The 25,055-nt window shown below is 62.5% G+C and carries 25 protein-coding genes; 16 read left to right on the top strand and 9 right to left on the bottom strand.

Annotated features, from left to right (window positions below; all coding sequences use genetic code 11):
* The first annotated feature begins 3 nt into the window (after positions 1-3).
* The 4 genes from thrB (at position 4) to PG883_RS11485 (ending at position 3,589) form a co-directional block, all read left to right on the top strand.
* On the top strand, positions 4-984 hold the full coding sequence (gene thrB, locus PG883_RS11500; RefSeq protein WP_010673589.1) for a homoserine kinase: 981 nt from the start codon (positions 4-6) through the stop codon (positions 982-984).
* Positions 981-2,255, top strand: coding sequence for a threonine synthase (gene thrC, locus PG883_RS11495; RefSeq protein ID WP_041214769.1), 1,275 nt, complete (start codon positions 981-983; stop codon positions 2,253-2,255). Before thrB ends, thrC begins: the two co-directional genes overlap by 4 nt.
* Positions 2,256-2,380: 125 nt before the next feature.
* Complete coding sequence (locus tag PG883_RS11490; RefSeq protein ID WP_128297168.1) at positions 2,381-2,773, top strand: YybH family protein; 393 nt, start codon at positions 2,381-2,383, stop codon at positions 2,771-2,773.
* Between the two features lie 549 nt (positions 2,774-3,322).
* Entirely contained in the window at positions 3,323-3,589 is a 267-nt protein-coding gene (locus tag PG883_RS11485; protein WP_128297167.1) for a hypothetical protein, read from the top strand.
* Between the two features lie 297 nt (positions 3,590-3,886).
* Here the strand turns inward: PG883_RS11485 and PG883_RS11480 are convergent, their stop codons facing one another.
* The 3 genes from PG883_RS11480 to PG883_RS11470 are packed head-to-tail and all read right to left on the bottom strand — an operon-like array spanning position 3,887 to position 5,783.
* Positions 3,887-4,450 (bottom strand): type II toxin-antitoxin system VapC family toxin, encoded by a 564-nt coding sequence (locus tag PG883_RS11480; RefSeq protein WP_128297166.1) that lies wholly within the window; start codon positions 4,448-4,450, stop codon positions 3,887-3,889.
* A 10-nt stretch (positions 4,451-4,460) separates the two neighbouring features.
* Positions 4,461-4,799, bottom strand: coding sequence for an STAS-like domain-containing protein (locus PG883_RS11475; RefSeq protein ID WP_128297165.1), 339 nt, complete (start codon positions 4,797-4,799; stop codon positions 4,461-4,463).
* A gap of 18 nt (positions 4,800-4,817) precedes the next feature.
* Positions 4,818-5,783, bottom strand: coding sequence for a hypothetical protein (locus PG883_RS11470; protein WP_128297164.1), 966 nt, complete (start codon positions 5,781-5,783; stop codon positions 4,818-4,820).
* A gap of 495 nt (positions 5,784-6,278) precedes the next feature.
* On the opposite strand from PG883_RS11470, the gene PG883_RS11465 reads away from it, so the two are divergent.
* A complete protein-coding gene (locus PG883_RS11465; protein WP_373870874.1) occupies positions 6,279-6,617 on the top strand; it encodes a hypothetical protein in 339 nt (112 codons plus the stop codon).
* 159 nt (positions 6,618-6,776) lie between these two features.
* On the opposite strand, the gene PG883_RS11460 is transcribed toward PG883_RS11465, so the two are convergent.
* Positions 6,777-8,801, bottom strand: a complete 2,025-nt coding sequence (locus PG883_RS11460) for a BCCT family transporter (protein WP_201896798.1) — start codon at positions 8,799-8,801, stop codon at positions 6,777-6,779.
* A 298-nt stretch (positions 8,802-9,099) separates the two neighbouring features.
* Between PG883_RS11460 and PG883_RS11455 the strand changes: the two genes are divergently transcribed.
* From PG883_RS11455 to PG883_RS11420, 8 genes are all read left to right on the top strand, one after another.
* Entirely contained in the window at positions 9,100-9,363 is a 264-nt protein-coding gene (locus PG883_RS11455) for a BufA1 family periplasmic bufferin-type metallophore (RefSeq protein WP_010673595.1), read from the top strand.
* Between the two features lie 59 nt (positions 9,364-9,422).
* Positions 9,423-10,265, top strand: a complete 843-nt coding sequence (gene bufB / locus PG883_RS11450) for an MNIO family bufferin maturase (RefSeq protein WP_128297432.1) — start codon at positions 9,423-9,425, stop codon at positions 10,263-10,265.
* A 53-nt stretch (positions 10,266-10,318) separates the two neighbouring features.
* Positions 10,319-11,071, top strand: a complete 753-nt coding sequence (locus PG883_RS11445; RefSeq protein WP_128297431.1) for an HvfC/BufC N-terminal domain-containing protein — start codon at positions 10,319-10,321, stop codon at positions 11,069-11,071.
* Positions 11,068-11,523 (top strand): DoxX family protein, encoded by a 456-nt coding sequence (locus PG883_RS11440; RefSeq protein ID WP_045523951.1) that lies wholly within the window; start codon positions 11,068-11,070, stop codon positions 11,521-11,523. Before PG883_RS11445 ends, PG883_RS11440 begins: the two co-directional genes overlap by 4 nt.
* Before the next feature lie 60 nt (positions 11,524-11,583).
* Positions 11,584-12,048 carry a GNAT family N-acetyltransferase gene (locus tag PG883_RS11435; protein ID WP_128297430.1) on the top strand — a complete coding sequence of 155 codons (465 nt, stop codon included), beginning with the start codon at positions 11,584-11,586 and terminating at the stop codon, positions 12,046-12,048.
* A gap of 200 nt (positions 12,049-12,248) precedes the next feature.
* Positions 12,249-13,544: a methyl-accepting chemotaxis protein gene (locus tag PG883_RS11430; protein WP_128297429.1), complete on the top strand. Its 1,296-nt coding sequence runs from the start codon at positions 12,249-12,251 to the stop codon at positions 13,542-13,544.
* Between the two features lie 144 nt (positions 13,545-13,688).
* Positions 13,689-14,246 carry a DUF3332 domain-containing protein gene (locus PG883_RS11425; protein ID WP_128297428.1) on the top strand — a complete coding sequence of 186 codons (558 nt, stop codon included), beginning with the start codon at positions 13,689-13,691 and terminating at the stop codon, positions 14,244-14,246.
* Positions 14,247-14,330: 84 nt separating this feature from the next.
* On the top strand, positions 14,331-15,704 hold the full coding sequence (locus tag PG883_RS11420) for an HD-GYP domain-containing protein (RefSeq protein ID WP_045523958.1): 1,374 nt from the start codon (positions 14,331-14,333) through the stop codon (positions 15,702-15,704).
* A 69-nt stretch (positions 15,705-15,773) separates the two neighbouring features.
* Here PG883_RS11420 and PG883_RS11415 read toward each other — a convergent pair whose 3' ends face one another.
* The 3 genes from PG883_RS11415 to mobA all read right to left on the bottom strand — a co-directional run bounded on the left by PG883_RS11415 (position 15,774) and on the right by mobA (position 18,295).
* Positions 15,774-16,853, bottom strand: coding sequence for an FUSC family protein (locus PG883_RS11415; RefSeq protein ID WP_045523960.1), 1,080 nt, complete (start codon positions 16,851-16,853; stop codon positions 15,774-15,776).
* Positions 16,854-16,934: 81 nt separating this feature from the next.
* Entirely contained in the window at positions 16,935-17,684 is a 750-nt protein-coding gene (gene mobB / locus PG883_RS23945) for a molybdopterin-guanine dinucleotide biosynthesis protein B (RefSeq protein WP_201896712.1), read from the bottom strand.
* Positions 17,681-18,295, bottom strand: coding sequence for a molybdenum cofactor guanylyltransferase MobA (gene mobA, locus PG883_RS11405; RefSeq protein WP_128297592.1), 615 nt, complete (start codon positions 18,293-18,295; stop codon positions 17,681-17,683). Before mobA ends, mobB begins: the two co-directional genes overlap by 4 nt.
* A 221-nt stretch (positions 18,296-18,516) precedes the next feature.
* Between mobA and PG883_RS11400 the strand changes: the two genes are divergently transcribed.
* Entirely contained in the window at positions 18,517-20,226 is a 1,710-nt protein-coding gene (locus PG883_RS11400; protein ID WP_010673606.1) for an NAD-dependent malic enzyme, read from the top strand.
* 117 nt (positions 20,227-20,343) lie between these two features.
* On the opposite strand, the gene PG883_RS11395 is transcribed toward PG883_RS11400, so the two are convergent.
* Complete coding sequence (locus PG883_RS11395; protein ID WP_201896713.1) at positions 20,344-21,513, bottom strand: Hint domain-containing protein; 1,170 nt, start codon at positions 21,511-21,513, stop codon at positions 20,344-20,346.
* A gap of 317 nt (positions 21,514-21,830) precedes the next feature.
* Between PG883_RS11395 and PG883_RS11390 the strand changes: the two genes are divergently transcribed.
* Positions 21,831-23,069, top strand: a complete 1,239-nt coding sequence (locus tag PG883_RS11390) for a uracil-xanthine permease family protein (protein WP_041213272.1) — start codon at positions 21,831-21,833, stop codon at positions 23,067-23,069.
* A gap of 144 nt (positions 23,070-23,213) precedes the next feature.
* Positions 23,214-23,954, top strand: a complete 741-nt coding sequence (locus tag PG883_RS11385) for a dienelactone hydrolase family protein (RefSeq protein WP_128297280.1) — start codon at positions 23,214-23,216, stop codon at positions 23,952-23,954.
* Between the two features lie 63 nt (positions 23,955-24,017).
* Here PG883_RS11385 and pgl read toward each other — a convergent pair whose 3' ends face one another.
* Positions 24,018-25,016, bottom strand: coding sequence for a 6-phosphogluconolactonase (gene pgl, locus PG883_RS11380; protein WP_201896714.1), 999 nt, complete (start codon positions 25,014-25,016; stop codon positions 24,018-24,020).
* Positions 25,017-25,055 lie beyond the last annotated feature (39 nt).

Here is a 25,055-nt window from a genome sequence, read left to right as displayed (position 1 = left end):
GAGATGAACCCGAATGTAGAAATCGGCGGCAGCGTGGTGGCCTATGCCCCGGCCTCCAGCGCCAACCTGAGCGTGGGTTTTGACGTCCTGGGGGCAGCGCTCGCCCCCGTGGATGGCTCCCTGCTGGGTGACCGCGTCCAGGTCAAATCGGCAGAGGTGCCTTTCGCTCTCTCTTCCGTGGGCCGTTACGCCCACAAGTTGCCGGACGACCCGAAAAAGAACATCCTCCACGACTGCTGGGTCGCCTATGGCGAGGCGCTCGAGAAGCGCGGCCTGGGTCTCAAGCCGCTGGAAATGGTGCTGGAGAAGAACCTGCCGGTGGGCTCGGGCCTGGGATCGAGCGCCTGCAGCGTGGTGGCGGCGCTGGAAGGGCTGAACGCCTTCCACGGCGCGCCCCTGAATGAACACGACCTGCTGCTGTTGATGGGGGAGATGGAAGGGAAGATCTCCGGCTCCGTCCATTACGACAACGTGGCGCCCTGTTATCTGGGCGGCATGCAGCTGGTGCTGGAGGAGGGGGGCGTCATCAGCCAGGGCATCCCGGTGTTTGACGAGTGGTACTGGGTGGTCTGCTACCCGGGCACCGTGGTCTCCACCGCTGCCGCCCGCGCCATCCTGCCGGCCCAGTATCGCCGCCAGGACTGCCTCACCTATGGCCGCCGGCTTGCCGCCTTCGTGCATGCCAGCTACAGCCGCCAGGAAGGGCTGGCCGCCAGCGTCCTGAAAGACGTGATCGCCGAGCCTTATCGCGCGGCCCTGATTGAAGGCTTCAACGAGGTGCGGGCCCAGGGGGCCCAGAACGGGGCGCTGGCCACCGGCATCTCGGGGTCCGGTCCCACCGTGTTCGTGGTGATGAAGGATCTGGCCCAGGCCGAACGCATGAAAGAGTGGATGGAAGCGCACTTCGTGCGCAATGAAGATGGATTTGCCCGGGTCTGCAAACTGGACATGGCCGGGGCACGGGTAACAGGAAGCGAGCTATGAATCTTTACAACATCAAGGACAAGAGTGAACAGGTGAGCTTCGCCCAGGCGGTGCGTCAGGGTCTGGGCCGCGAGCAGGGGCTGTTCTTCCCAGAGACCCTGGAGCCGCTGGCCGACGTGGATGCCCTGCTGGATCTGCCGCTGGCCGAGCGCTCGGCCCGCATCCTGAGCCACCTGCTGGGTGACGAAGTACCGGCTGCCAAGGTGAGCGAGCTTATCGACGCCGCTTTCACCTTCCCGGCGCCCCTGGTGAAGCTGAAAGATGGCACCTATGCCCTGGAGCTGTTCCACGGCCCGACCCTGGCGTTCAAGGATTTCGGCGGCCGCTTCATGGCCCAGTGTCTGGCTGCGTTCAGAACCAATGACAAGATCACCATTCTCACCGCCACCTCCGGCGACACCGGCGCCGCCGTGGCCCACGCCTTCTACGGCCTGGAGGGGATTGAAGTGGTGATCCTCTACCCCAAGGGCAAGATAAGCCCCTTGCAGGAGGCGCTCTTCTGCACCTTAGGCGGCAACATCCGCACCCTCGCCATCGACGGTGACTTCGATGCCTGTCAGGCACTGGTCAAGGATGCCTTCGACGATGAAGGGCTCAAGACCGCCATCGGCCTCAACTCCGCCAACTCCATCAACATCAGCCGCCTGCTGGCCCAGGTCTGCTACTACTTCGAAGCCGTGGCCCAGCTGCCGAAAGCCCAACGGGCCAAGGCGGTCATCAGCGTGCCGTCCGGCAACTTCGGCAACCTCACCGCGGGTCTCATCGCCAAGGCGCTGGGGCTGCCGGTGAAGCGCTTTATCGCCGCCACCAACGCCAACGACACCGTGCCGCGCTACCTGAAAACCGGCCAGTGGGAGCCGCACCAGACAGTCGCGACCCTGTCGAACGCCATGGACGTGAGCCGCCCCAACAACTGGCCGCGCGTGGAAGAGCTGTGCCGTCGCAAGGGCTGGGCGCTGGAAACCTTGGGCTCAGGGATGCGTGATGATGCCCAGACTCGCGATGCGCTCAAACGCCTGCATCAGCTGGATTACCTGTGCGAGCCCCACGGGGCGATTGCCTGGGATCTGCTGAACGAACAGCTTGGGCAAGACGAGGTTGGGGTGTTCCTGTGCACCGCCCATCCGGCCAAGTTCAAGGAGTCGGTAGACGAGATCCTGAATCTGGATGTGCCGCTGCCGGGCCCGCTCGCCAAGCACGCCGCGCTGCCGCTCCTGTCTCACGATCTGCCCGCAGACTTTGGCCGCCTCAAGGCCTTCCTGCTCGGTTAAGCCGTCATGAGACGCTGACGATCCCCCGCTTTTTCGCGAAAGCGGGGGATTTTTTTATGTCCGGTATTGATGTCCGGTATAGGGCGGGTAGCCCGCCCTGATCCCCCTGAAACAAGGAGCACGGCATGAGCCCGCATCCCCTTCGCACCCTGATCGAGACCTGTGACGCCGCCATCTCCCGGCGCGACTTCGACGCCCTGATGGCCTTCTACGCCGAAGACGCCGCCCTGGTGGTCAAACCCGGCATGGTAGTGCGTGGCATTCCCGCCATCCGCCGCGCCTTCACTGCCATCTCCGATTACTTTGACGGTCAGCTTGAGGTGACCCAGGGGGCCATGGAGGTGATCGAGGGGGCCGACAATGCCCTGGTGATCATGGAGACCCGGCTGCGCTACCCGGGCGGAGAGGGGTGGATTGCTGAAACCCGGCGCGCTACCTATGTGTTTCGCAAAGAGCCCGGCGGGCAGTGGCGCTGCACGGTGGACAACTCCTACGGCACCACGCTGCTGGGGGCATAGCAGCCCGGCGATCGGCCTGCAACCGACTAGCGCAGTCACACTGGCTCGGCGTAGCCAGAGTGCGTGTATAGCGTGCGTAATCAAGGCTCACCATCAAGGCCGTGCAGCCAGACCGGTTAGTCAGATTGAGTAGCCAGATTGAGTAGCAAGAGCCAAGCCATCCAGGCCGGAGAACCCGAGCCGCACGCAGGGCACCGCTCTGCCTGGGAGGGGGCATCACAGCGCAGCCCACGGCGCAACTCCCCGTTTTGGTTGTGCCTCACAACCTGCTGGCAGAAAGTGTGCTGACAGTGATTGCTGCGACGTTTTTACGAATCTGGTTTGCACTCTCGTTGTTATGTTCGCCCCTGGCAGCACAACCCTGTCTGTGGGTCATTTCCGGCCCTCCGTGGCCCGTTGACCCGTCCCTCCGTGGCCCGTTGACCCGGTCTGCCGTGGCTGCTAATCAGGGGACTGCTTGACACCCTTCATGGACGAGCAGAGCCGCAGATGCCTCGACGGCGCGGCTTATCGACAACAACAACACCACAGTGCAGGGAGCAAACCATCATGTGGCCGTACCGAAAAATAGTGACCCAGTCCCTCAAAACCCCCCTGATGATCGCCAGGATCATGTTTTACCTGGCCCTATTATTGGTCTTCCCCCTGCCAATGATCATGCTATCGGACTCTCCAGCGGCAGAGATCGGGCGTTTCTCTTACATCCTGGTGACGTTTCCCATCGCCATGGGGCTGATGCTGATATCGAGCCTGATGGCCATCCTGATAGCCATGGTGGAGTCGCGAAACCAGCAACCATCACAGGGGCGGTGGTAAGAGGGCCCTCGCTTGGCGAGCCATCCAATAAAAAACCATCCCGGGCGGGATGGTTTTTTTGTTGCCGGTCACCCAGAACGGCCCTGATTCTAAATTGGGACACCCACCTTTTTGACATTACTACATCTGAACACGCGACCTGCCGGGTAAACGTTATTTACCCGATCTTGAGCGGGTTCTTGGAGGCGAAATGTGTGATGGCAGATGGAGCCAGCTGAGTAATGGCTGGCTCAGAAAGGTGGGTATCCTAGATTTTAGGATTTTGTGGGTATCCCGGAATTCCCTTCACTTTAACATTTAATTACGATAGGTATAGACTTCAAGACCATGGATTGTTTCAAAATCTTTGTCGTCGGTAAGGAACTTTCGTATATTATTTTTTAATGCAACATGTGTCATGATTGAATCATAGGAATCGAGCTGACTAGTACTTAATATTTCTATACACTTCTGGCTTAGCTCGGAGTCTCCTACAAAGTCAAGGCAACGGGACATGCTTGTGATAGCTTGCCAAGCAGCTTTTATCTCTGAAATAACCTTTTCTCTGCATGTATTTATTTTTCTAAAATCTTTTAATTTTATATGGCGATTTGCTTGGTCTTCACGGTATATATCGAATTCTATTCTCTCTATTACATGAGCAATTTCCGTGAGGGTGAGTGCTGAATGATACATGCTGGCTCCAGCATCAAGAATTTTCTCTATATAGCTGGGGTACTTCTCTATTTGATAGTTAACGAAAGGCTTGTTTGCAGAGCTGAAATCACGAGATGAAAAGTAAGTAGTCCAAAGCCATACATTTGTATCAATAAAAAAAGAATCCCCTGCTTGTGGGGTGGAAAGTTTTTTTTGAACACTCATGGTATAATATTCACTCCTGATGATCAGAAAGTACTTTTATTATTGATGTGTTATTTTTATAAAATGTAAGTGCGTTATCTATAACTAAATTTAATAGTGAGCGACCAGTTTCATTCATACCATCTATATTTATATGTGCTATAAGGCGCTCAATGCTTATGTCTTTTAATAGGAGACCAAAACTAGAGTTAAAAAATGGAGATGCATAATATTCAACATTAGTAAAGTCGATATGCAGATAAGCATCCTCACCTATAAGGACCTTCATTTCTTTATAAAGCTTATTGCCGGATGCCATTGATATTGCATTCCGACCTATAAGTTCACTAACAATTATATTCTTTTTCATACATACGGCTCCTGATAGCTAAAAGTAGGCTTCAATGTGATCCCTTTTGGGAGTGAAGCTATATTTCTTATTGTCACAGTTTATAATGATGTTAACGAGTGTGCCAGGAAAATTCACATCGGTTTGAGTGACATGATACTTGGAGTCAGATGGGTTTAATTTTGCTAAACAGTTATTGCTATATATTCTTATTTCTCCACAATTAATATAAACAAATTCTTTAAGGATATCAAAGCCGAGACCTCTCGGTAAATCACTTGAACTGTCAGTTCGCGTAGAGTTACCCTTCAGTAGTGCCCATTTCATTGCTTCGGAAGGCTTCAGTTCTGGCTGTGAAACACTAGTAACACGTTCAATTATTCCACCGCCTAAATCTAGCACTGATAATGCAAGTTGCTTGGATTTCGTTCTATATTGGCCGCATGAAATCACTTTTAAATCGAAAGGGTTTTTATTTAGTCCGTGACCATAAGCATTGGTGAATATCTCTACCAATTTACTTATTATTAAGTTCTTCAGATTTGAATCAATATTTAGTTTTTCTTCACTGAGCCAAACATTGCTTAGATAGTCTGTTAATTCATTGTCATCAGGAATTATATCATGCTCAAAATAACCAATGTGCCCATTATTGATCGGTATAGACGAATTTTTTTCTATATAGTACATAAAGCCAGTTTCAATCAGAGTGTCTAATACTGGTTTACTTATGGTGTCTACTTGAAAACCTATGCCTCGCTCAGGAATTAAATAGGAGCTAATATTAAGGATTGATTTTGGTGTTCTGCTGTGATTGGAATTTATATAGTTACATAGACCGCCGATAATTGTTATTGCGTTCTGCTCTATAATCGAACACTGTTTAAAGTCTAGGTAAAAAAAATTATTAGGGTTCTTTATGATGTATTCAGATAGTTTTATTAAATAATGGTACCCATAATCATTGTCCTTAATTGATGGGATTTGAACTATAATTTTTCCCAATCTGGAAACCTTTAATATGATAAATGAATGAAATAGTTCGCTAGATACAGATGAAGTCTTGAGCATTGTCTTGCGTACGACAATACAAAGAATTACTACATCTCACGCTACCGCCCCTGGATTACAGCTTCCAATGCGCTCCATTAACCAGCGGGCGGGGCCCGGATGGTGCTATAGGCGCCGAATGACCAGCATATCCTCAAGCCTCATACGCAAACCAGTCAAAAGTTGGCGCAACCGCAGGGAACGACTGGATTTTTTGCGCCAGCTCACCAATCGTCGTCTCTTGGTAAGACGATGGAGGTGAACAGAAGAAGCTGGGGCCTTGCGAGCACGGCGGCACTTTGGTTGTCATCAAGCGGGGGGACTATAGTGCAGCGAGGCGAGGGTGCCTCGTTTGGCCCGCGTGAGTGGGGGCCAATCACAATGGATAGAACAATGGGAGTGTGACATATGAAGCGGATCCTGATGGTGTTGAGTCTGTGTGTGACGGTCATGGGCATGGGAATGGGGGTAGCCCAGAGCGCGACCTCTGGCGCGCAGCAAGAGTGCGAGGCCCAGGCGGCGGTGAAGAAGCTGGCGGGCGCCGCCAAGACCAGCTTTGTGGGCAAGTGTGTCAAGGATGCCTCTGCCAGTGCCAAGGCAAGCCAGTGCGAGAAAGCGGCCGCCGACAAGAAGCTGGCTGGCGCGGCCAAGAACAGCTTCGTGCAAAAGTGCCTGAAGACGGACGCAGCCGCCGACAAGGCGGCCCAGTGCGAGAAGGCGGCAGCGGACAAGAAGCTCGCCGGGGCGGCCAAGAACAGCTTTATCCAGAAGTGCGTGAAAACCGCCTGAGCCGGTGAGGCTCTGAGACCAACGCAGGTTGAGGCAGTGACGAGAAAGGGGCCCTGGGGCCCCTTTCTCTGTTGTGATGGGTGGTGGGGGCCGCCCTCGCCGCCAGTGTGCCCGGCCATAAGCTCCGGGCGGGGAGCTGACTTGATCCCTGCCTGGTCATCACTCTCCCTGGGTTGGCTGGGTATGTTCGGGGGCGCTGCTCAGCAGATCCTGCCCCTCGTCCTGGCTCAGCACCAGATAGCGCTCGTACTGGCGCAAGACGTCGGCACTCAGCTCGTCCCGGGTCAGGTACTGGATGTCGTAACCGGCGCGGCCATCGGCAAAATAGGTGATGGGCTCGAAGATGCGGGCCTCGGGATCGTGGTTGTGGGCCGCCTCCAGGGGGTTGAAGGCGGGGGCGGGGCGGGCTTCGATGCGCACCCCGTAGCAGAAGTCCCGGCGACCTTGCTGGGGTACCAGCAGATGGCACTGATCCGGCCCATCCTCTTCGACCCGGCTGGTGATGCCCCGGGCAGCGAACTCCTGACTCAGGGCCGTCAGGGCGGGCAGGGCGACCTTGTCCACAAAGGCGCGGGCCTCCTGCTCGGTGGAGGGGCGCAGCAGGTGATCCATCCGGGTGCGCCACTGCTTGCCGTTCCAGAAGTCAGTGGCGGGGGAGAGGCGCCTGGCCGAGTGCTCCTTGTCTGCGACAAGGCCGCGGCAGAGTCCGAGGCAGAGCAGCACCATGATGAAGGCAAACGGCAGGGCGGCGATGAGGGTCATGGACTGGAGTGCCGCCAGCCCCCCTGTGCTCATCAGGGTACCCGCGGTGACCCCGAGCAGCAGAGCCCAGAACAGGCGCTGCCAGACCGGTGAGCCCTCCTTGCCCTGGGTGGCGATGTTGTCGATGACGAAGGCTCCCGAGTCGGCGGAGGTGACAAAGAAGACGCTGATGAGGATCACCGCGAGGGCCGAGGTGATGTCCGCTCCCGGCAAGAGGTCAAAGAAGTTGAACAGCAGGGTATCGATGTTGCCGACCGAGTTGATGAGGCTTGTGCCCCCCTCATGCTGGCTGGCCCAGATGGCGGCGTTGCCGAACACCGTCATCCAGAGCAGATTGAAGGCGGTGGGCACGAACAGGACGCCGAGGATGAATTCGCGCAGGGTGCGTCCGCGGGAGATGCGGGCGATGAAGAGGCCGACGAAGGGGGACCAGGAGATCCACCAGGCCCAGTAGAGCAGGGTCCAGTTGCCGAACCAGCCCGCCTGGCGGGTCTCGCTGTAGGTGAAGGTGCGGAAGGTGAGCTGGCTCAAAGAGGAGACATAGTTGCCAATGTTCTCCGAGAGGGCTCCCAGCAGGTACTGGGTGGGGCCGGCTACCAGCACGAACAGCAGGAGCACGATGGCGAGAAAGAGGTTGAGCTCGGAGAGGCGCTTCACCCCCTTGTCGAGACCGGTGACCGCCGAGATGCCGGCGAGGGTGATGACGACCCCGATGAGGCCGAAGCGAAACAGCTCCCCCGAGGTGTCCATGCCGGTGAGGCGGGTGATCCCCGCCGAGAGTTGCATCACGCCATAGCCCAGGGTGGTGGCGATGCCGAAGATGGTGCCCACCAGGGCGAAGACGTCCACCGCGTGGCCGAGCGGCCCGTGGATCTTCTCCTTGAAGATGGGATAGAGGCCGGAGCGGATGGTCAGGGGCAGGTTGTAGCGAAAGCCGAAGTAGGCCAGCACCAGGCCGACGATGGCGTAGATGGCCCAGGCGTGAAAGCCCCAGTGGAAGAAGGTGGTGACCATGGCCTCGCGGGCGGCCACCTGGGTCAGGGGCGTCGCCTGGGGCGGGGAGACGAAGTGACTCATGGGCTCGCCCACCCCGAAATACATGAGCCCTATCCCCATGCCGGCGGCGAACAGCATGGCGAGCCAGGAGGTGAAGCTGAACTCCGGGCGGGCATCGTCCGGCCCGAGGCGAATGTTGCCAAAGTGGCTGAAGGCGATCACCAGCAGCAGGATCAGGAACATGCCGACCACCAGCACATAGAACCAGCTGAAGTGCTGGGCTATCCAGCTCTGGCCGCTGCCAAAGAAGCGGGCGGCGGCCTCCGGGGCCAGGGAGCAGATGGCCAGCAGCGCCAGGATGAAGAGCAGACCCGGGATGAAGATGGGCAGCGACAGGGTGCATCTGGGAGGGCGAGGAGCGTTCATGGGACACCTTTGGGTGGAAGGACTCAAGACACTATAGGCCCCTCGGGTGCAAAGCAGACAAGGGGTGGACGGCGAGTGACGGGGTCAATGGCCATGAACACCGTGGGGGAGGCACTCGTCGCCCTGTTTTTTTTATCGCAATTTATTCCATTAAATCATATGGTTACCGCTGCCTTGTTTGTTAATGGCAAGTTAATGCCGTTTTTTGGGAAATCTTTTCCCCCCTCGTCCGGTTCTATTGAACGTAGCCGGATGAGATGCGCCGGAGACATCACTCTCGACAACAAGGAATAGAGACATGAACGTGAAAAAAAGTACTGCCATCGCCTCTGCCATGACGGGTCTGCTGGCCCTGGGTGCCCAGTTCATCGCCGCGCCGGCCATGGCTGCGGATGACAAGGAGAAGTGCTACGGCGTGGTCAAGGCGGGCAAGAACGACTGCGCCACCAAGGGCGGATCCTGCGCCGGCACCGCCAAGATGGATGCCCAGGGGGATGCCTTCGTGGTGGTGCCCAAGGGGCTGTGCGAGAAGCTCGCTGGCGGGTCCCTGCAACCCAAGTAAGCCGCATGCCATGGTGTGGCGCCCGCCACATCATGGCCCTATCTATTGAGAGCCCAGCCATGAACCCCTTGATCGGTATCGGTTTACGCCCCCCGCACTACGACGAGATCCGCCACACCCTGCCCGGAGTGGGCTGGCTTGAGGTACACAGCGAAAACTACTTCGAGCGCCACAGCCAGGGCTTCGAGGTGCTGGCGGAGCTTGCGAGGCACTACCCCGTGAGCCTTCACGGAGTCGGCATGTCGCTGGGCTCCGCCGATCCTCTCGATGCCGGGCACCTGCGCCAGCTGGCAGCCCTGGTGGCGGCCATCTCGCCGGTGCGGGTGTCGGAGCACCTGAGCTGGGGCAGCATCGGCGGGCGCTATTTCAACGATCTGCTGCCCATGCCCTACACCCGGGCCGCTCTTTTGCACATGAGCGACAAGATAGATCGGGTGCAGCAGACACTGGGCAGACAACTGCTGGTCGAGAATCCCTCCTCCTACCTGCAACTGGCGGGGGAGATGGGGGAGGCCGAGTTTCTGGCCGAGCTGGCTGGGCGCAGCGGTTGCGGCGTCCTGCTCGATCTCAACAACCTCCATGTGAGCGCGGTCAATCACGGCCTGGAGGTGGACGACTATCTGGCGACTATCGACCTCGACACGGTCGGCGAAATTCACCTGGCCGGTTTTACCGAGAAGCACCTGCCTCAGGGGCCCCTCTATATCGACACCCACAGCACCCCCGTGGCCGAGCCCGTCTGGGTGCTCTACGAGCAGGTCTGCCAGCAGCGCGCCATCCCCACCCTGATTGAATGGGATCTGGCGATCCCCCCGCTGCCGGTACTGCTGGGAGAGGCGCAGCGTGCCAGCGAGATCCTGAGCGCGGCACAGCAAACATCCAGGGAGGCCGCCCATGTCTGAGCGTGTTTCCCCGCAAGGTACTTTTGCGAGCGGGCTGCTCGGGGAGGCCGCCCATGTCTGAGCTTGCTTCCCTGCAACGCGCTTTTGCAAGCGGTCTGCTCGGCCAGGATGATGCCATCCTCGGGCACATCCAGCCGGGACGCTTTGCCCCCGACGCCCTGTTGCAGATCTATCGCAACAACTTCATCCTCGGCCTCACCGAGGTGCTCGCCAGCAGCTACCCCGCGGTACGCGCCATGGTTGGCGAGACCTTCTTTGAGGCGGCGGCACGAGGGTTCGTGCTGGCGGCACCTCTGGAGGAGGGGAGCGTCATGGACTACGGGGAGGGCTTTGGCGACTGGCTGGCACGCTTGCCCACCACGGCCGCGTTGCCCTGGCTCGGGGATCTGGCCCGCTTCGAGTGGGGGCTGGAGCGGGTTTCGCTGCTTGCGCCAGAGACGCGGCGCTGGCCCGCCGAGCGGCTTGCCGCCATGACCCCTGAGCACTGGGAGCGGCTGGTGCTGCATCCTGCCTGCGATCTGCAACTCCTGGAGAGCCCCCATCCGGTGCTGGCGCTCTGGCAGATGGCCCTGCACGGCGGTGAGACGGTCAGGGAACTGGATGCTGTCTGCTCCCTGGCACTCAAGAAACGCCCCGGACACCGGGTCGACCCCATTCCCCTGGATGCCGCCGCCTGGCGTCTGCTGCAAGGCTGCCTGCAGGGCAGGCCGCTGGCCAGCCTGCTGGCTCAGGATCCCGCCATGGCCGAACACCTGGCCCCCCTCATCACCCTCGACCTGCTGGTCGATCTGGAGCTTGCCCCATGACAACGCAAACCCTTGCCAGGCCCCTTGGCCCCCTTGTTGAACGCATCTTGCCCTGGTGCAGCGGTGGCCTGTTGCTGCTTGCCAGGCTCTGGGTCGCCACCATTTTTCTGCGATCCGGCTGGCTCAAGTTCACGGCCTGGGACAGCACCCTCTATCTGTTCGAGTTCGAATATCAGGTGCCCTTGCTGCCCTGGCAGTGGGCGGCCTATGCGGGCACGGCGACCGAGCTGTTGCTGCCCCTCTTCCTGCTGGCGGGCCTCTTCACCCGTCCGGTCGCCTTGCTGCTGTTTGGCTTCAACGCCATGGCGGTCATCTCCTACCCGGCCCTCTGGGCGGGGGGCTTTCACGATCACCAGTTGTGGGGCTGGATGCTGCTGACCCTGGCCGTGTGGGGGGCGGGCCCCCTGGGGCTCGACAGCTGGCGCCTTGCCCGTCGCTCGCCTCCGGCGTAAGGTGGCCGCACACGAGCCCTGCCTGACTGACGGGCGGGAAAGGAATGTAAAGGAGAAGAGATGAAGGTACGCGAGGCCCTGGCGGCCGATATTCCTGCCCTGACGACACTGCGCATGGCGCTCTTTTGCGAGGTGGGGGAACTTGCCCGGCCCGATGAGGAGCCGGTCCTCAGGGAGGCGACGCAGGCCTACTTCATTCAGGCGCAGGAAGAGGGCAGCGCCCGTAGCTGGGTGGTGGAGGAGGAGGGCGAGGTGGTGGCGTGCGCCACCCTGGCACTCTTCGTGCGCCCGCCCTACCCGGGCAATCTGGCGGGGCGGGAAGGGTACCTGCTCAACATCTACACCCGGCCGGCCTGGCGCAGACGGGGAATGGCGAACGCCCTGCTGGTGGCCATGGTGGCGTATGCCCGCGAGCAGCAACTGGGCAAGCTGTGGCTCCATGCCAGCAGTGATGGGCGCGCTATCTACGAACGGTTCGGCTTTGCCGGCAATCCCGCCTGCCTCGAGTGCGTTCCCGCTCGTTAGCCGCCTTTTTCACCGCCGGGCTGATCCTCTTTCACCTGGGCTGCGTATTGGGAGCCCTTGGCGGCATCGCCGCTTTTCTATACACTGCGCGCCCCATTCGTTTCAGTCGTCCGACCACTTATGTCGGCGCTGGCGGTGCCGATACCCTCTGTGGGTGAGGCCGTGGTGCCCATGGGGATGGTCAACGAGGAAGAAGTGTCATGTTCAATCAGAAGCTCAAAGCGCAGTTGCAGGCATGCCAGACCCGGCTCGACGAGGAGCAGGGCATCATAGAGGCGATCAAGGCGGGTGCCGCCACCGTCATCTTCAGCCCGGAGGGGATCATCCAGGAGGCGAGCACTCCTTTCCTGGCCCTGATGGGATATGGTGCCGCCGAACTGATTGGGCAGCCCCACAGCCAGCTCTGTCCGAGGGCCTGGGGGGAGTCCGGTGACTATCGCCAGTTCTGGCGCCGCCTGGCCCAGGGAGAGGTGCAGTCAGGCACCTTCGAGCGCGTGAACCGGCAGGGGGAGACGCGCTGGCTGGAGGCGACCTATTTCCCGGTGAAGCACCAGGGCCGGGTGACTCGGGTACTCAAGATTGCCAGCGACGTCACCGAACAGCACCAGCGGCTTGGGCGGCTCGAGGCGCTGACCGAGGCACTGGACCGCTCCCGGGCCATGATCGAGTTCACCCCGAACGGCGACATTATCCATGCCAATGCCAACTTCCTGAGCGTCATGGGTTACACCCTGAGTGAGATCGCGGGCAGGCACCACAGGATCTTCTGTGACGAGGCCTTTCTGCGCGAGCAGCCCCGTTTCTGGGAAGAACTGGCCCGGGGTCAGTTCAAATCCGGCCTCTTCATGCGCCACAACAGCCGGGGGCAGGCCGTTTGGCTGGAGGCGACCTACAACCCCATCCGGGATGGTAGCGGCAAGGTGGTGCGGGTGGTGAAGTTCGCCAGCGACATCACCGCGCGCATCGAGCAGAACCACGCGACCCGGGAGGCCGCCCGCCTGGCCCACAGCACCGCCCAGGAGACCCTGCACAGCGCAGAGGAGGGGGCGGGCCTGCTGCGCGCCGTGGTGCAGACCTCTTCCCTCATCGCTTCCCAGGTGGATGAGGCCATCGCCCTCATCGGCCAGCTCAACGAGCAGTCCAGAAGCATCGAGGCCATCGTCTCGACCATCAGCGCCATCGCCGATCAGACCAATCTGCTGGCCCTGAACGCCGCCATCGAGGCGGCGCGGGCGGGTGAGCAGGGGCGCGGGTTTGCGGTGGTGGCGGACGAGGTGCGCCAGCTGGCCGCCCGCACGTCGCTCTCTACCGACGAGATCGCCAGGGTGGTGCAGAAGAACCGCGAGCTGACCGCCAGGGTGACCGACGACATGGCCGGGGTGGCGGGCAGCGCCGAACTCGGCAAGCAGCAGATCGCCGGAGTGGACAAGCTGATGAGCGAGATCCACCAGGAGGCGGACAGGGTCTCCCAGACGGTGTCGGCCCTCTCCATCTGAGGGGCTGACCGCAAGATTGCCAACAGAGTGAGCGATCGGACGGCCAGGCTGAACCCTGGCTGTATGACGCCCCCCTTCGTCATTGTGCCGCCCGGCCCCCTTGTTTAGGCTGCCGCCTCCTTTTTATTGAGCAGGTAGACAACAATGGCAGTACGACAGAGAGGCAGGGCACTGGCCCTGCTGCTGGGAATGGGGGCGAGCCTGGGGCTCGGTGGTTGCATGGGTCAGATGGGTCTCTCTTCCATGGTGACCAAGGGCAACCTCAGCGTGGTGGACAACCGCTACGGCCGTGCCGGCGTCTTCGTGCTGCTCTCCCCCGTCTATGGCCTGGCGGCCACGGCGGATCTCTTCGTGTTCAACACCATCGAATTCTGGTCCGGCAAGAACCCCATCACCGGCAAGGCGCCCGCCCTGGTGGATCAGAAGAGCGATGCGATCATCAAGGTGAACCAGCACCTAGATCCTGCCCTCAACCAGGTGCCGCTGGCCCTGCTGCCCCAAGGGGTGCGCGAGGTACAGGTGAGCTACCCGGACGAGCGCACCGCCCAGATGGAGATCCACTACATCGACGGTCAGCGCAGCCTGATGCGGGGAGAGATGCGCGGGGAGCGACTGGATCTCTATCTGGACGACAAACTGGTCTCGACCCTGAGCCGCGAGCAGCGCGATGCGGCGGCAAGCCGGGGAGCGGTGCAGGTATAATTTGTCGCGCCCCTGATCCTTTACTCCCGACAAATGCTATACATGCCTGCGGGCAAGTACGCCCCGATGTAGAGGGAGTGGGCTATGACGGTAAACGGGTTGCGTTTGGCAGAGCTGATTGGTTCTCTCAGCCATGCCCTGGACATGACGGAAGGGCAGCCGAGAGGCCATTGCATCCGCTGCTGCTGGATAGGCTCTCGTCTGGGGGAGCAACTGGGACTGGATGCCCGGCAGCGCCACGACCTCTACTACACCCTGTTGCTCAAGGATCTGGGGTGCAGCAGCAATGCCGCCCGCATCTGCGAGCTCTATCTCACCGACGATCTTCACTTCAAGCGCGACTTCAAGCTGGTGGATGGCTCCCTCTCCGAGGTGGTCAACTTCGTGCTGGGCCACACCGGCTTGCAGGCGGATCTGCTGGGCCGTTTTCGCAGCCTGTTCCACATCTTTCGCAACGGGGATCAGATAGCCAACGAGCTGATCCTGACCCGCTGCCACCGGGGGGCGGACATCGCCCGCCAGTTGCGTTTCAGCGACGAGGTGGCCCAGGGGATCCTCTCCCTGGATGAGCACTGGAGCGGCAAAGGGCGGCCGCAACAACTGGCGGGAGAGGCCATCCCGCTCTTCTCCCGCATCGCCCTGCTCTGTCAGGTGGTGGACGTGTTTCACGCCGCCGCCGGGCCGGACGCGGCGATGAGGGAGCTGCGCGAGCGCAGCGGCAACTGGTTTGATCCCGCCCTGGTCAGGGCCTTCGAGGCGCTGGCCGACGACGCCTTCTGGCAAGGGCTGGCGGATCCCGCGTTGGCGGAGCGGGTCTTCGCCCACCCGGCGGGGCAGGGGGAAGTGGCGCTGGATGAGGATTATCTGGACGAGATAGCGGCGGCCTTCGGCCAGGTGGTGGACTCCAAGAGCCCCTATACCGCGGGGCACAGCGGCAGGGTGGCGCTCTATACCGACATCCTCGCCGCCCAGATGGGGCTGTCCGAGGCGCGGCGACGCTGGCTCAAGCGGGGTGCCCTGCTCCACGACGTGGGCAAGCTCGGGGTGAGCAACGCGATCCTCGACAAGCCGGGCAAGCTTGACGAGCAGGAGTGGGCGGCGGTGCAGATGCATGCCGCCTACACCGAGGAGATCCTGAGCCGCATCGGCGCCTTCGAGGAGCTGGCCCAGGTGGCTGGCGCCCACCATGAGCGACTCGACGGCAAGGGCTACCCCAAGGGGCTCAAGGGGGAGGCGATCACCCTGGAGACGCGCATCATCACCACCGCCGACATCTTCGATGCCATCACCGCCAAGCGCCCCTATCGGGATGCCATCCCGGTGCCGCGGGCCCTGGAGATGATGGCGGAAAACCTGGGCACGGCCATCGACCCCGACTGCTTTGCCGCCCTGAAGGCGGGGATAGAGGACTTCTCCCTCTACCTCACTCCGGAGCAGCCCCTGGCTCGTGCAAGTTAAGGCGCGAGCCCGAGACAAGCAAGCCCCGCATCGGCGGGGCTTTTTTGTGGGTGGTTGCAGGAGGCGTGATCAGGGGCGGGCCGAGGGCTTGGCATAGGGTTGCAGCACCAGCCCCAGCAGGCGATGGAGGTGGGCGAGCTGCTCGATGAGATGGAGATTGAGCCAGAGGTAGCCGCCAAGGGTGGGGTCGTGTCCCTGGCCTGGTGCCTGGCTTGCGTCCCCATCGAGCCGGGCGGCGGCCTCTTGCAGGCGGCCGATGGCCTGGTCGGCCGCCGTGGTATCGCCGCTCTTGAGCATGAGGGCGAGTTCGGTGAGCACCGACTCCGTCGCCTGCTGGCAGGCGCGAAGCCCGGGGTGGCTCTGCATCAGGAAGTGGCTCTGGCGATCCCGCCAGTAGGTGTTGGCCAGCATCTCCAGGGTGCAGACGCTGTTGCGAAGGGTGGTCTGGGTCGCCTCGAACAGCGGGCTGCCAAGGCGGGTCTCCTTGACCGCCGGGGCCAGCAGGGGGCGCAGGCTGACTATTTTGGCGAGCAGGCGGGCATGGCTTCGGGTGAGCTTGGGGCGCTCCAGCACGTTGGGGGAGAGGTGGGTGTGGTAGAGCCGCCCGGCCTGCTGCAGGGTGTCGTGCATCTGCAGACGCCAGTGGGTATAGGCCCGCTGGGGGTAGATGCTGCAAAACAGCAGGGCCAGCACCGATCCCAGGATGACGTCGCCACTGCGCCAGAGCGCGGTCTCGATGTCCCCTGGCACCCCGCCGACGATGACCCCCAGGGTGATGCCGATGAGCAGCCCCACATAGGGGCGCTTGCCGAGCGCCAGGTAGCCGCACAGGAACATGATGGCGCAGCACCAGGCCAGCATCAGGGGCAGGGAGTAGAGCTCCAGATAGAGGGCCACCACCCCGCAGGCGGCGCCAAAGACGGTGCCCACCACCCGTTGCAGGGCGCGCGACAGCACGTTGCCCCAGAACGAGATGGGGCCCATCACCACCACCAGGGTGATGAGGGGCCAGGTGCTCTCCGGCAGCTTGAGCTCCCGGGTCAGCAGGAAGGTGAGGGTGAAGGCCAGGGCGATGCGCAGGCCGTGGACCAGGCGGTAGCGGCCATAGATGAGCAGATCGAAGCGGGAGAGCGGGGCATTGAGGCGCAAGGGCGTTCTCTTATCTCGGGTCAGGGTTGTGAGGATAGCAAGGGGGACGGCATTCGCCTTGACCTGCGTCGTTTCCCCGGTTCATACGGGCGCACCTGTCGGCAGGCGCACCATGACCCGCTCGCCGGGGGGAAGGGCCAGGCTACCCGGCGCCCGTTCGATGCGGCAGTTGGCACTGTCGTGGCCCCCATCCACCGGGCGCACCAGCAGGGTGCCCGCCTCGTCCTGACTGAGCAAGCCGGGCACAACGCCCTGCTCTGCCGATGGGGGCAGGGCCGCCAGCAGCCGGGCGCAGAGGCGAAGGGGCGGCGGGGCCTGACGGGGTTCGTGCGGGGGCAACCGGGCGCAGATGAAATCGGCGATGGCCTCCAGATCCTCGAAGGGGAACCGGGGCAGGGTCGTGGCCTGGGGGGCGTCGCTCACGAGGGCGACGATGTCAGGATCATCGGGGAAGAGCAGGGGCCGGCCGATGGCGGCGCGATACAGCTCCACCTTGGGAAAGCGCCTGTGCTTGAACCCCTCGACCAACAGCAGATCCAGGGCGCTCCCATCGAAGCGGGCCAGCAGCGCCTCGAAGGGGGGCTCCCCCTCCGGGGTCTCCCGGATCAGGGCGTGGCGCCGGTCGGAGGCCGCCATCACCTGGGTGGCGCCCGCCTGGCGCAGGCGGTGGCTGTCCTTGCCGGGTTGGTCCATGTCAAAGGCGTGATGGGTGTGCTTGAGCACCCCGAGGCGCAGACCGCGCGCCACCAGGCGCGGGATGAGGCGCTCCAGCAGGGTGGTCTTGCCGGTGCCGCTCCAGGCGACGAAGCCGAGCAGGGGCAGGGGGGTCATGGCGCGCCCCCTTCCCGCAGCCTCGCCTCCCAGGCGGCGAGTTCGGCCGGGCTGTTGAGGTTGACGAAGGCGTCGGGCAGGTCGGCAAAGGGCACCACCGCCATCCGGTGGCGGGCAAACCAGGCCCCGGTCTTGCGCTCCCCGTCCGCCAGCGCCTGTTGCAGAGAGGGGCGCAGGGCGCGGCGCAGCAGGGCGACCACGGGCTGGAGGTGCTCCCCGTCGTGGGCCACCACCAGATCGGTGTCCGGGGTGATGGCGGCGCGAAAGCGGGTCATCAGATCAAGGGGCAGGGCGGGGCCGTCACAGGGGACGAACAGCACCCAGTCGTGACGGGCCGCCGTCAGCCCCGCCAGCATGCCGGCCAGCGGCCCCTGGAAGTCGGCCTGCGCGTCCCCGATGACGGGAGCAAGCTGCCGGTAGCGAGCCTGGCTGCGGTTGGCGTTGATCAGCACCTCGTTCACCTGGGGGCGCAGGCGGGTCAGCACGTGTTCGATCAGGGGAGTGCCCGCGAGGGGCACCCAGCCCTTGTCATCGCCCCCCATGCGGGTGGCGCGACCGCCCGCGAGGATGACGCCGCTGACGAGAAAAGCGGGGGAAGAGGAAGGGGTCATGGTGCTCCGTTGCTCGCAAAGGGATGCCCACAGGGGCGTGTCGGGATCTTGCGCCAAGGCGGGCGTGGGAGCAACCTTCGGCTGTCCCGGCAAAGGCGCCTTTGGCCGCAGGGTTTGTCCAAGCTCACAAAACCGGATCGGCAAACGTCATATGATCCCCAGCATTCTGAGTCTTGCTCTCCTGCCTGATGGCAACTTCATGTAAATCAAAGAGAATGACTATGGCTACCGGACAATATCTGCTGTGGAAAGATGCACAGGGTCACGATTTTCGCCCCGTTGCGCTGACGGGCACCAATCTGCTCAACGATCGCAACCTCAACAAGGGTACCGCCTTCACCGAACAGGAGCGGGCCGATTTTGAGCTGGGCGGCCTCTTGCCGCCCCAGGTGCAGACTTTCGAAGCCCAGCTGGAGCGGGTTTATGAGGCCTTCCTGAGCGCCTGCAGCGACATCGAGAAGTACCAGAACCTGCGAGCCTTGCAGGATCGCAACGAAACCCTGTTCTACGCCCTCCTGTCCCGCCACGTGGAGGAGATGACCCCCTACATCTACACCCCGACCGTGGGCAAGGCGTGCCAGGAGTTCAGCCACCGCTTCCAGAAGCCGCGCGGCCTCTACATCACCCCGAAGAACGTCGATGACATGGGCTCCCTCGCCCGCCACATGGATGCCAAGGCGGTGCGCATCATCGTCGTGACCGACAGCCAGGGGATCCTCGGCATCGGCGATCAGGGGGTGGGGGGCATGGGCATTCCCATCGGCAAGCTCGCCCTCTATACCCTGGGGGCGGGCATCCACCCCGCCTGCTGCCTGCCCATCGCGCTGGACGTGGGCACCGACAACCAGGCGCTGCTGGATGACCCCATGTACCTGGGGCAGCCCCACAGGCGCATTCGCGGCAAGGAGTACGACGACTTCATCGACAAGTTCGTGGCCGGGGTCAAGCGCCACTTCCCCAACGCCGTGCTGCAGTGGGAGGACTTCAGCAAGTCCAACGCCTTCAACAACCTGGCCCGCTACCAGCAGGCGCTGCCGTCGTTCAATGACGACATCCAGGGCACCGGGGCCGTGGTGCTGGCGGGCATCATAGGGGCCGTCAAATCCAAGGGGGAAACCCTGGGCCAGCAGCACTACCTGGTCTACGGGGCCGGGGCTGGCGGGGTCGGGGTGGCGGATCAGATCTGCGCGGGGATGATCCGCGAGGGGCTTGACCCGCAGGCGGCGCGGGATCGCATCTATATCCTGGATACCCAGGGGCTGGTGTGTGACAACCGCGAGGGGCTGGATGAGTACAAGCGCCGCTACGCCAAGCCGGGCCTCTTGCTGGCCCAGTGGGATCTGCAGGGCAAGGCGGGGCTGACCGAGGTGCTGCGCCACGTGCCCATCACCGTGCTGCTCGGCACCAGCGGCGCCGGCGGCGCCTTCCAGGAGGAGCACATCCAGCTGATGCTGACTCACTGCGAGCGCCCCATGGTGTTCCCCCTCTCCAACCCCACCGCCAACTGCGAGGCCCTGCCGGAAGACATCTTCCGCTGGAGCCAGGGGCGCGCCATCGTCGCCACCGGCAGCCCGTTCAAGGACGTGCATCATGAGGGGCAGGATTATCGCATCGGTCAGGGCAACAACGTCTTCATCTTCCCCGGCGTGGGGCTGGCGGCCATCGTCAGCCAGATCCGCGAGATAAGCCCGGACATCTTCACCACCGCCGCCTTTGCGCTCGCGGAGTGCGTGAGCGAGGCGGATCTCGCCCGGGGCACCGTCTACCCGAGGATCAGCGAGCTGCGCAACATCTCGGTGCACGTGGCGACCGCAGTGCTCAAGGATATCGTGCGCCGGGATCCCTCCCATCCGCTCATCGGTCAGGATCTGCAAGAGCACATCCTGAGCCATATGTGGGAGCCGGTCTACCTGCCCTATCGCCGGGTCTGAGGTGCGACCTGCCCGCACGTGTCGCGGGCATGACGATGCCATAGAAACAGAGAGGGTGGCCCAGGCCACCCTCTCTGTTTTCCGCCCTGCTGTGTGTGCGGGGCAGGACGCTGCCACCTATTGAGCGGGCGGGGGCACCAGGCGGTCATCGACGCTGCCATCGCCTCGAAGCTTGTTGCCATTGGCATCGACGGCGTCCACGCCGTTGTCATCCACGCTGCCATCACCTCGAAGCTTGTTGCCATTGGCGTCGACGGCGTCCACACCGTTGTCATCCACGCTGCCATCGCCTCGAAGCTTGTTGCCATTGGCGTCGACGGCGTCCACGCCGTTGTCGTCCACCCGGCCACCGGCATGACGCTCCCCGCCTGCATGCTTGTCGCCACCGCCGTGGCGATCGCCGCCAGCGTGCTGGTCGCCACCGGCATGTTCGCCCTGACCACGGTCATCGCCGCCGTGGCCGCTGTCGTCCCCGCCATTGTTTCCGTTATGGCTACTATCGCCTCCATTTCCACTATTGTTTCCACTGTGGCTACTATTGCCCCCACCGCTGCTGTTGCTGCCTCCGCCGCCGCTGTTGCTGCCTCCGCCGCCGCTGTTGCTGCCTCCGCCGCCGCTGTTGCCGCCTCCGCCGCCGCTGTTGCCGCCTCCGCTACCACTGTTGCCGCCGCCATCCCCCCCTTTGTTGTGCACGATCAGCCCATTGGCCACATAGCTGTGGCTGCCATCGAGGATCAGGTTGAACAGCGCCGTGGCGGGCGGGGCATCAACCCAGGAGAGGGAGGCCACCGGCAGTTCGACAGGGTGCGGCGCCAGCGCCAGGTTGCCCGCGCTGCCCCCCTCTGACCAACCCAGCAGGTGCATGCCGATAAAGAGCGGCAGCACGGCGAGGGCCGGGTTTTCGGTGCGGGTCATGGCCGGTGCGATGGCCGCCCAGCCCCGGGTGGTGAGGAAGGGGTGCTCGGCGGTAAAGAAGGGGGGCAGATGATTGAGCCCGTAGAGCCTGCGCCCCCCCAGCGCCACCCGCTCGATGGCCTGGATGCGGTTGCTCTGCCCGTGCCTGTCCCGCACCCGATCGCCGATCCGCAGGGTCTCGATGGGGCGTTCGCAGCCATCGGCCATCAGGATGCGGGTACCAGCAATGAAGCAGGACTTGGCATGGGCCTGGTTTGCCTGCCACTGGTGGTGATCGAAGTCATAGCTCAGCGGGGTGGCGAACAGGGCCAGGGCGATGGCCGAGCCCAGCAGCAGCCGGCGCTGGCTGGGTTTGAACGAGGGCAGTGACATGGGGAACTCCTTGTCGGTGTGGGGTCACGCCTTCGAGTATAGAGAGGGGGTTGGGGTGATATCTGCGTCGACCAGTTGAAAGCCTTGTCATGTCAACTCGCCGGAAAAACGATTGGCGTTGGCCATAAAAGTGCGTAAAATCGCTTCCTCGATGCTTGTAGCAGCGAATCCCGCCTAAAAAGCCAGTTTCATGCCCTCCCCAAGCAGTAAAAGGCAACAAATGACGCCGTTTGGTCCGTTGGCTGCCTTGAAAACGTCTTGTGATGACTGAAAAGTGTCAAATATCCCTGTCAGTTATCAAAAAATTAAGGATACCCATGTTTTCCTTGGTCAAGCAAAGCGTCGCCGGGCTGCAAATTCTGTTTGTCGCCTTCGGTGCCATGGTGCTGGTGCCCCTGCTCACCGGTCTGAACCCCTCCATGGCCCTGCTTGGCGCCGGTGTAGGCACCCTGCTGTTCCAGCTCTGCACCCGTCGTCAGGTGCCGATCTTCCTCGGCTCCAGCTTCGCCTTCATCGCCCCCATCATCTATGCCACCCAGACCTGGGGCCTGCCCTCCACCATGTTCGGTCTGTTTGCCGCGGGCTTCATGTATTTCATCCTGGCGGCCATCATCCGCGCTCGTGGCATGGGCTTCGTGCACAAGCTGCTGCCCCCCGTGGTCATCGGTCCCGTCATCATGGTGATCGGCCTGTCGGTGGCCCAGGTAGCCTGCAACATGGCCATGGGCCGTGCCGGCGGTGAGCAGGTGGTGCCTGCCACCACGGCGCTGACCCTGGCGGGGATCTCGCTGGCGGTCACCCTGATTGCCGCCGTGTTCTGCAAGGGCTGGATCAAGCTCATCCCCATCCTGTGCGGTGTCATCGCCGGTTATGTCTCTGCCGTGCTGATGGGCCAGGTGAGTTTCGACGGCATGGTCAACGCCCCCTGGCTGGCGCTGCCCCACTTCGAGACCCCGGAGATCAACTGGGCCGCGGCCCTCTTCATGCTGCCGGTGGCCATCGCCCCCTGCATCGAGCACATCGGCGGCGTGCTGGCCATCGGCGGGGTGACCGGCAAGGACTACACCAAGGATCCGGGCCTGCACCGCACCCTGGCCGGTGACGGCATCGGCGTCTGCTTCGCCGGTTTCATCGGTGGCCCCCCCGTCACCACCTATGCGGAAGTGACCGGCGCCGTGATGATCACCCGCAACTTCAACCCGGTCACCATGACCTGGGCCGCGGTGTTCGCCATCATTCTGGCCTTCTTCGGCAAGTTCAACGCCCTGCTCACCTCCATCCCCATGCCGGTGATGGGCGGCATCATGCTGCTGCTGTTCGGATCCATCGCCGCCATCGGTCTCAAGACCCTGGTGGAGTCCAAGGTGGATCTGGGGCTGTCCCGCAACATCGCCATCGTGGCGGTGACCCTGACCGTGGGTGTCGGTGCCCTGGAGATGAAGATCGGCGACTTCGCCCTGGCGGGCGTGGGGCTGGCCTCGGTGGCGGCGATCCTGCTGAACCTCATCCTGCCCCAGCACTCCGAAACGGGTGCCATGGAGAGCGCCAAGGATTAAGCGCCTGGCTTGCTGTACGTTGAGATGATGAAAAAGAGGCCACCTTCGGGTGGCCTCTCTTTTTTTGCCTGCGTACCACTGAACCCGGGCTCCCATGTGAAGCGGCTACACTCAGGGGCACCATTGACGGGAGAGGACGAAAGGATGAAGAGGGCATGGATCCTGGCCCTGCTGGGGCTGATGGGGAGCGGCGCGGCCGAGGCCGGTGCGGTGCGCTACGAGGTCGAAGGCAAGCCGTTCGAGGGGTATTACCTGGCGGGTGCCGACAAGGATGCCCCCCTGGTGGTGCTGGTGCACGACTGGGACGGGCTCAACGGTTACGAGATCAAGCGGGCCGAGATGCTGGTGGCCCTGGGCTACAGTGTCTTTGCCGTAGATTTGTTCGGTGCCGGGGTCAGGCCGGGCACGGTGGAAGACAAGAAGCGCCTCACCGGGGCCCTTTATCAGGACAGGACCAGGATGCGCACCCTGCTGCAAGGGGGATTGGCGGAGGCGGGCAGGCAGGGGGGGCGGCTCGACAATGCGGTGGCCCTCGGTTACTGCTTTGGCGGCGCCGCCGTGCTGGAGCTGGCCCGCAGCGGGGCGGATCTCAAAGGGGTGGTGAGCGTACACGGCGGGCTGGAGACCCCGGCCGGGCAGGACTACAAAGAGGCGAAGGGACAGTTGCTTGTCCAGCACGGCAGCGCCGACGAGGCGGTCTCTCTGGGTCAGTTTGCGGCGCTGGTGGCCGAGCTGGAGAGCGCCGGGGTGAAGCACGAGGCGACCAGCTACAGCGGCGCCCCCCACGCGTTCAGCGTCTTTGGCTCGGACAACTACCGCGCCGATGCCGATGCCAAGTCCTGGCAGCGTTTCACCGGTTTCCTGAAGGAGGTGACCGGCTCCTGAGGGGGCCGGCTCACGCAGGCCATGGCAGTGCCATGGCTTTCTTTATGCCCGTTTTTTGCCATCTCAGGGGAGGGCGAGCACCCTCACCCACATGGCCCCCTTGCCCACCTCGCTCCGTGGGCCCGGGGTGAGCTGGCCGCTTTCGGGGTCGATGGCATGCAGTGCCACCTCATGGGATTGCTGCCCGGTCGCGATGAGCCAGTGGCCGCTGTGGTCGATGGCAAAGCCCCGGGGACAGGCCTCGGTCGGGAAGTGGCCGAGGGGGGTGAGGGCGCCATCTTGGGGGGAGACGCCGAACAGGGTGAGCAGGCTGCTGGCCCGTTCGCTGGTGTAGAGAAAACGTCCATCCGGGGTCAGGTGCAGGTCGGCGCCCCAGCGCTCCCCCTCATAGCCTGGGGGCAGCATGTCCAGGCTCTCGCGCGCCACTATCTGTCCGTCCGCCTCCCTGTGGTAGCGACTGAGGGTGGCGTCGAGTTCGTTGAGGCAATAGAGATCGCCGTTGTCCGGGTGCAGTGCCAGATGGCGGGGCCCGGCGCCGGGGGCGGTGTGAATGTCCCCCAACGGATGGGGAACCAGCCTCTCGTCCACCAGGGCAAAGCGGCGCACCCTGTCCTCTTTCAGGCAGGCCACCAGCAGATCCTGCTCCCCGTTTTGCCCCGGGAGCCAGGTGACCGAGTGGGCCGCCATCAGGTGGTCGAGACGCTGGTGAGGGGGCTGCATCCGGCCCGCCTGATCCTGGCGGGAGACGGTGACGTGGTTGAAGGCGTAGGAGGCGGCAAAGAAAAGGCGGCCGCTCCCATCGGTGCAGGTGTGGGAGGCGCTGCCGAGCAGTGGCGCCGAGGTCGGGGCCCCGAGCCGCCCATCGGCGGCGATGGGGAAGCTCAGCACCCGAAAATCGGGGCGCACCCCCGCATGGAGCCAGCGCCGGTCCGGGCTGATGACCAGGGGCTGCACCTCGCCGCCGGTCTGCACTTCCTGCAGCGGGGCGAGGGTGCCTGCTTCGAGGCGAAACACATGGATCAACCCGCTCACCGGGTTGGCCACATAGACCACTTGTTGCATTGCATCTCCTTTGCGACGGCCATCCGTCGGGTCAAGGGA

Origin of the sequence: Aeromonas sp. QDB25 (assembly GCF_027707725.1) — a bacterium.
Classification (GTDB): domain Bacteria; phylum Pseudomonadota; class Gammaproteobacteria; order Enterobacterales; family Aeromonadaceae; genus Aeromonas; species Aeromonas caviae.
This window is presented reverse-complemented; position numbering and strand designations above follow the sequence as displayed.

What these genes read in the sequence shown, in the direction of transcription:
- thrB (WP_010673589.1), top strand. Translation starts at nt 4, where the DNA reads ATGAACCCGAATGTAGAAATCGGCGGCAGCGTGGTGGCCTATGCCCCG.
- thrC (WP_041214769.1), top strand. Translation starts at nt 981, where the DNA reads ATGAATCTTTACAACATCAAGGACAAGAGTGAACAGGTGAGCTTCGCC.
- PG883_RS11490 (WP_128297168.1), top strand. Translation starts at nt 2,381, where the DNA reads ATGAGCCCGCATCCCCTTCGCACCCTGATCGAGACCTGTGACGCCGCC.
- PG883_RS11485 (WP_128297167.1), top strand. Translation starts at nt 3,323, where the DNA reads ATGTGGCCGTACCGAAAAATAGTGACCCAGTCCCTCAAAACCCCCCTG.
- PG883_RS11480 (WP_128297166.1), bottom strand. Translation starts at nt 4,450, where the DNA reads ATGAGTGTTCAAAAAAAACTTTCCACCCCACAAGCAGGGGATTCTTTT.
- PG883_RS11475 (WP_128297165.1), bottom strand. Translation starts at nt 4,799, where the DNA reads ATGAAAAAGAATATAATTGTTAGTGAACTTATAGGTCGGAATGCAATA.
- PG883_RS11465 (WP_373870874.1), top strand. Translation starts at nt 6,279, where the DNA reads ATGGGCATGGGAATGGGGGTAGCCCAGAGCGCGACCTCTGGCGCGCAG.
- PG883_RS11460 (WP_201896798.1), bottom strand. Translation starts at nt 8,801, where the DNA reads ATGAACGCTCCTCGCCCTCCCAGATGCACCCTGTCGCTGCCCATCTTC.
- PG883_RS11455 (WP_010673595.1), top strand. Translation starts at nt 9,100, where the DNA reads ATGAACGTGAAAAAAAGTACTGCCATCGCCTCTGCCATGACGGGTCTG.
- bufB (WP_128297432.1), top strand. Translation starts at nt 9,423, where the DNA reads ATGAACCCCTTGATCGGTATCGGTTTACGCCCCCCGCACTACGACGAG.
- PG883_RS11445 (WP_128297431.1), top strand. Translation starts at nt 10,319, where the DNA reads ATGTCTGAGCTTGCTTCCCTGCAACGCGCTTTTGCAAGCGGTCTGCTC.
- PG883_RS11440 (WP_045523951.1), top strand. Translation starts at nt 11,068, where the DNA reads ATGACAACGCAAACCCTTGCCAGGCCCCTTGGCCCCCTTGTTGAACGC.
- PG883_RS11435 (WP_128297430.1), top strand. Translation starts at nt 11,584, where the DNA reads ATGAAGGTACGCGAGGCCCTGGCGGCCGATATTCCTGCCCTGACGACA.
- PG883_RS11430 (WP_128297429.1), top strand. Translation starts at nt 12,249, where the DNA reads ATGTTCAATCAGAAGCTCAAAGCGCAGTTGCAGGCATGCCAGACCCGG.
- PG883_RS11425 (WP_128297428.1), top strand. Translation starts at nt 13,689, where the DNA reads ATGGCAGTACGACAGAGAGGCAGGGCACTGGCCCTGCTGCTGGGAATG.
- PG883_RS11420 (WP_045523958.1), top strand. Translation starts at nt 14,331, where the DNA reads ATGACGGTAAACGGGTTGCGTTTGGCAGAGCTGATTGGTTCTCTCAGC.
- mobB (WP_201896712.1), bottom strand. Translation starts at nt 17,684, where the DNA reads ATGACCCCCCTGCCCCTGCTCGGCTTCGTCGCCTGGAGCGGCACCGGC.
- mobA (WP_128297592.1), bottom strand. Translation starts at nt 18,295, where the DNA reads ATGACCCCTTCCTCTTCCCCCGCTTTTCTCGTCAGCGGCGTCATCCTC.
- PG883_RS11400 (WP_010673606.1), top strand. Translation starts at nt 18,517, where the DNA reads ATGGCTACCGGACAATATCTGCTGTGGAAAGATGCACAGGGTCACGAT.
- PG883_RS11395 (WP_201896713.1), bottom strand. Translation starts at nt 21,513, where the DNA reads ATGTCACTGCCCTCGTTCAAACCCAGCCAGCGCCGGCTGCTGCTGGGC.
- PG883_RS11390 (WP_041213272.1), top strand. Translation starts at nt 21,831, where the DNA reads ATGTTTTCCTTGGTCAAGCAAAGCGTCGCCGGGCTGCAAATTCTGTTT.
- PG883_RS11385 (WP_128297280.1), top strand. Translation starts at nt 23,214, where the DNA reads ATGAAGAGGGCATGGATCCTGGCCCTGCTGGGGCTGATGGGGAGCGGC.
- pgl (WP_201896714.1), bottom strand. Translation starts at nt 25,016, where the DNA reads ATGCAACAAGTGGTCTATGTGGCCAACCCGGTGAGCGGGTTGATCCAT.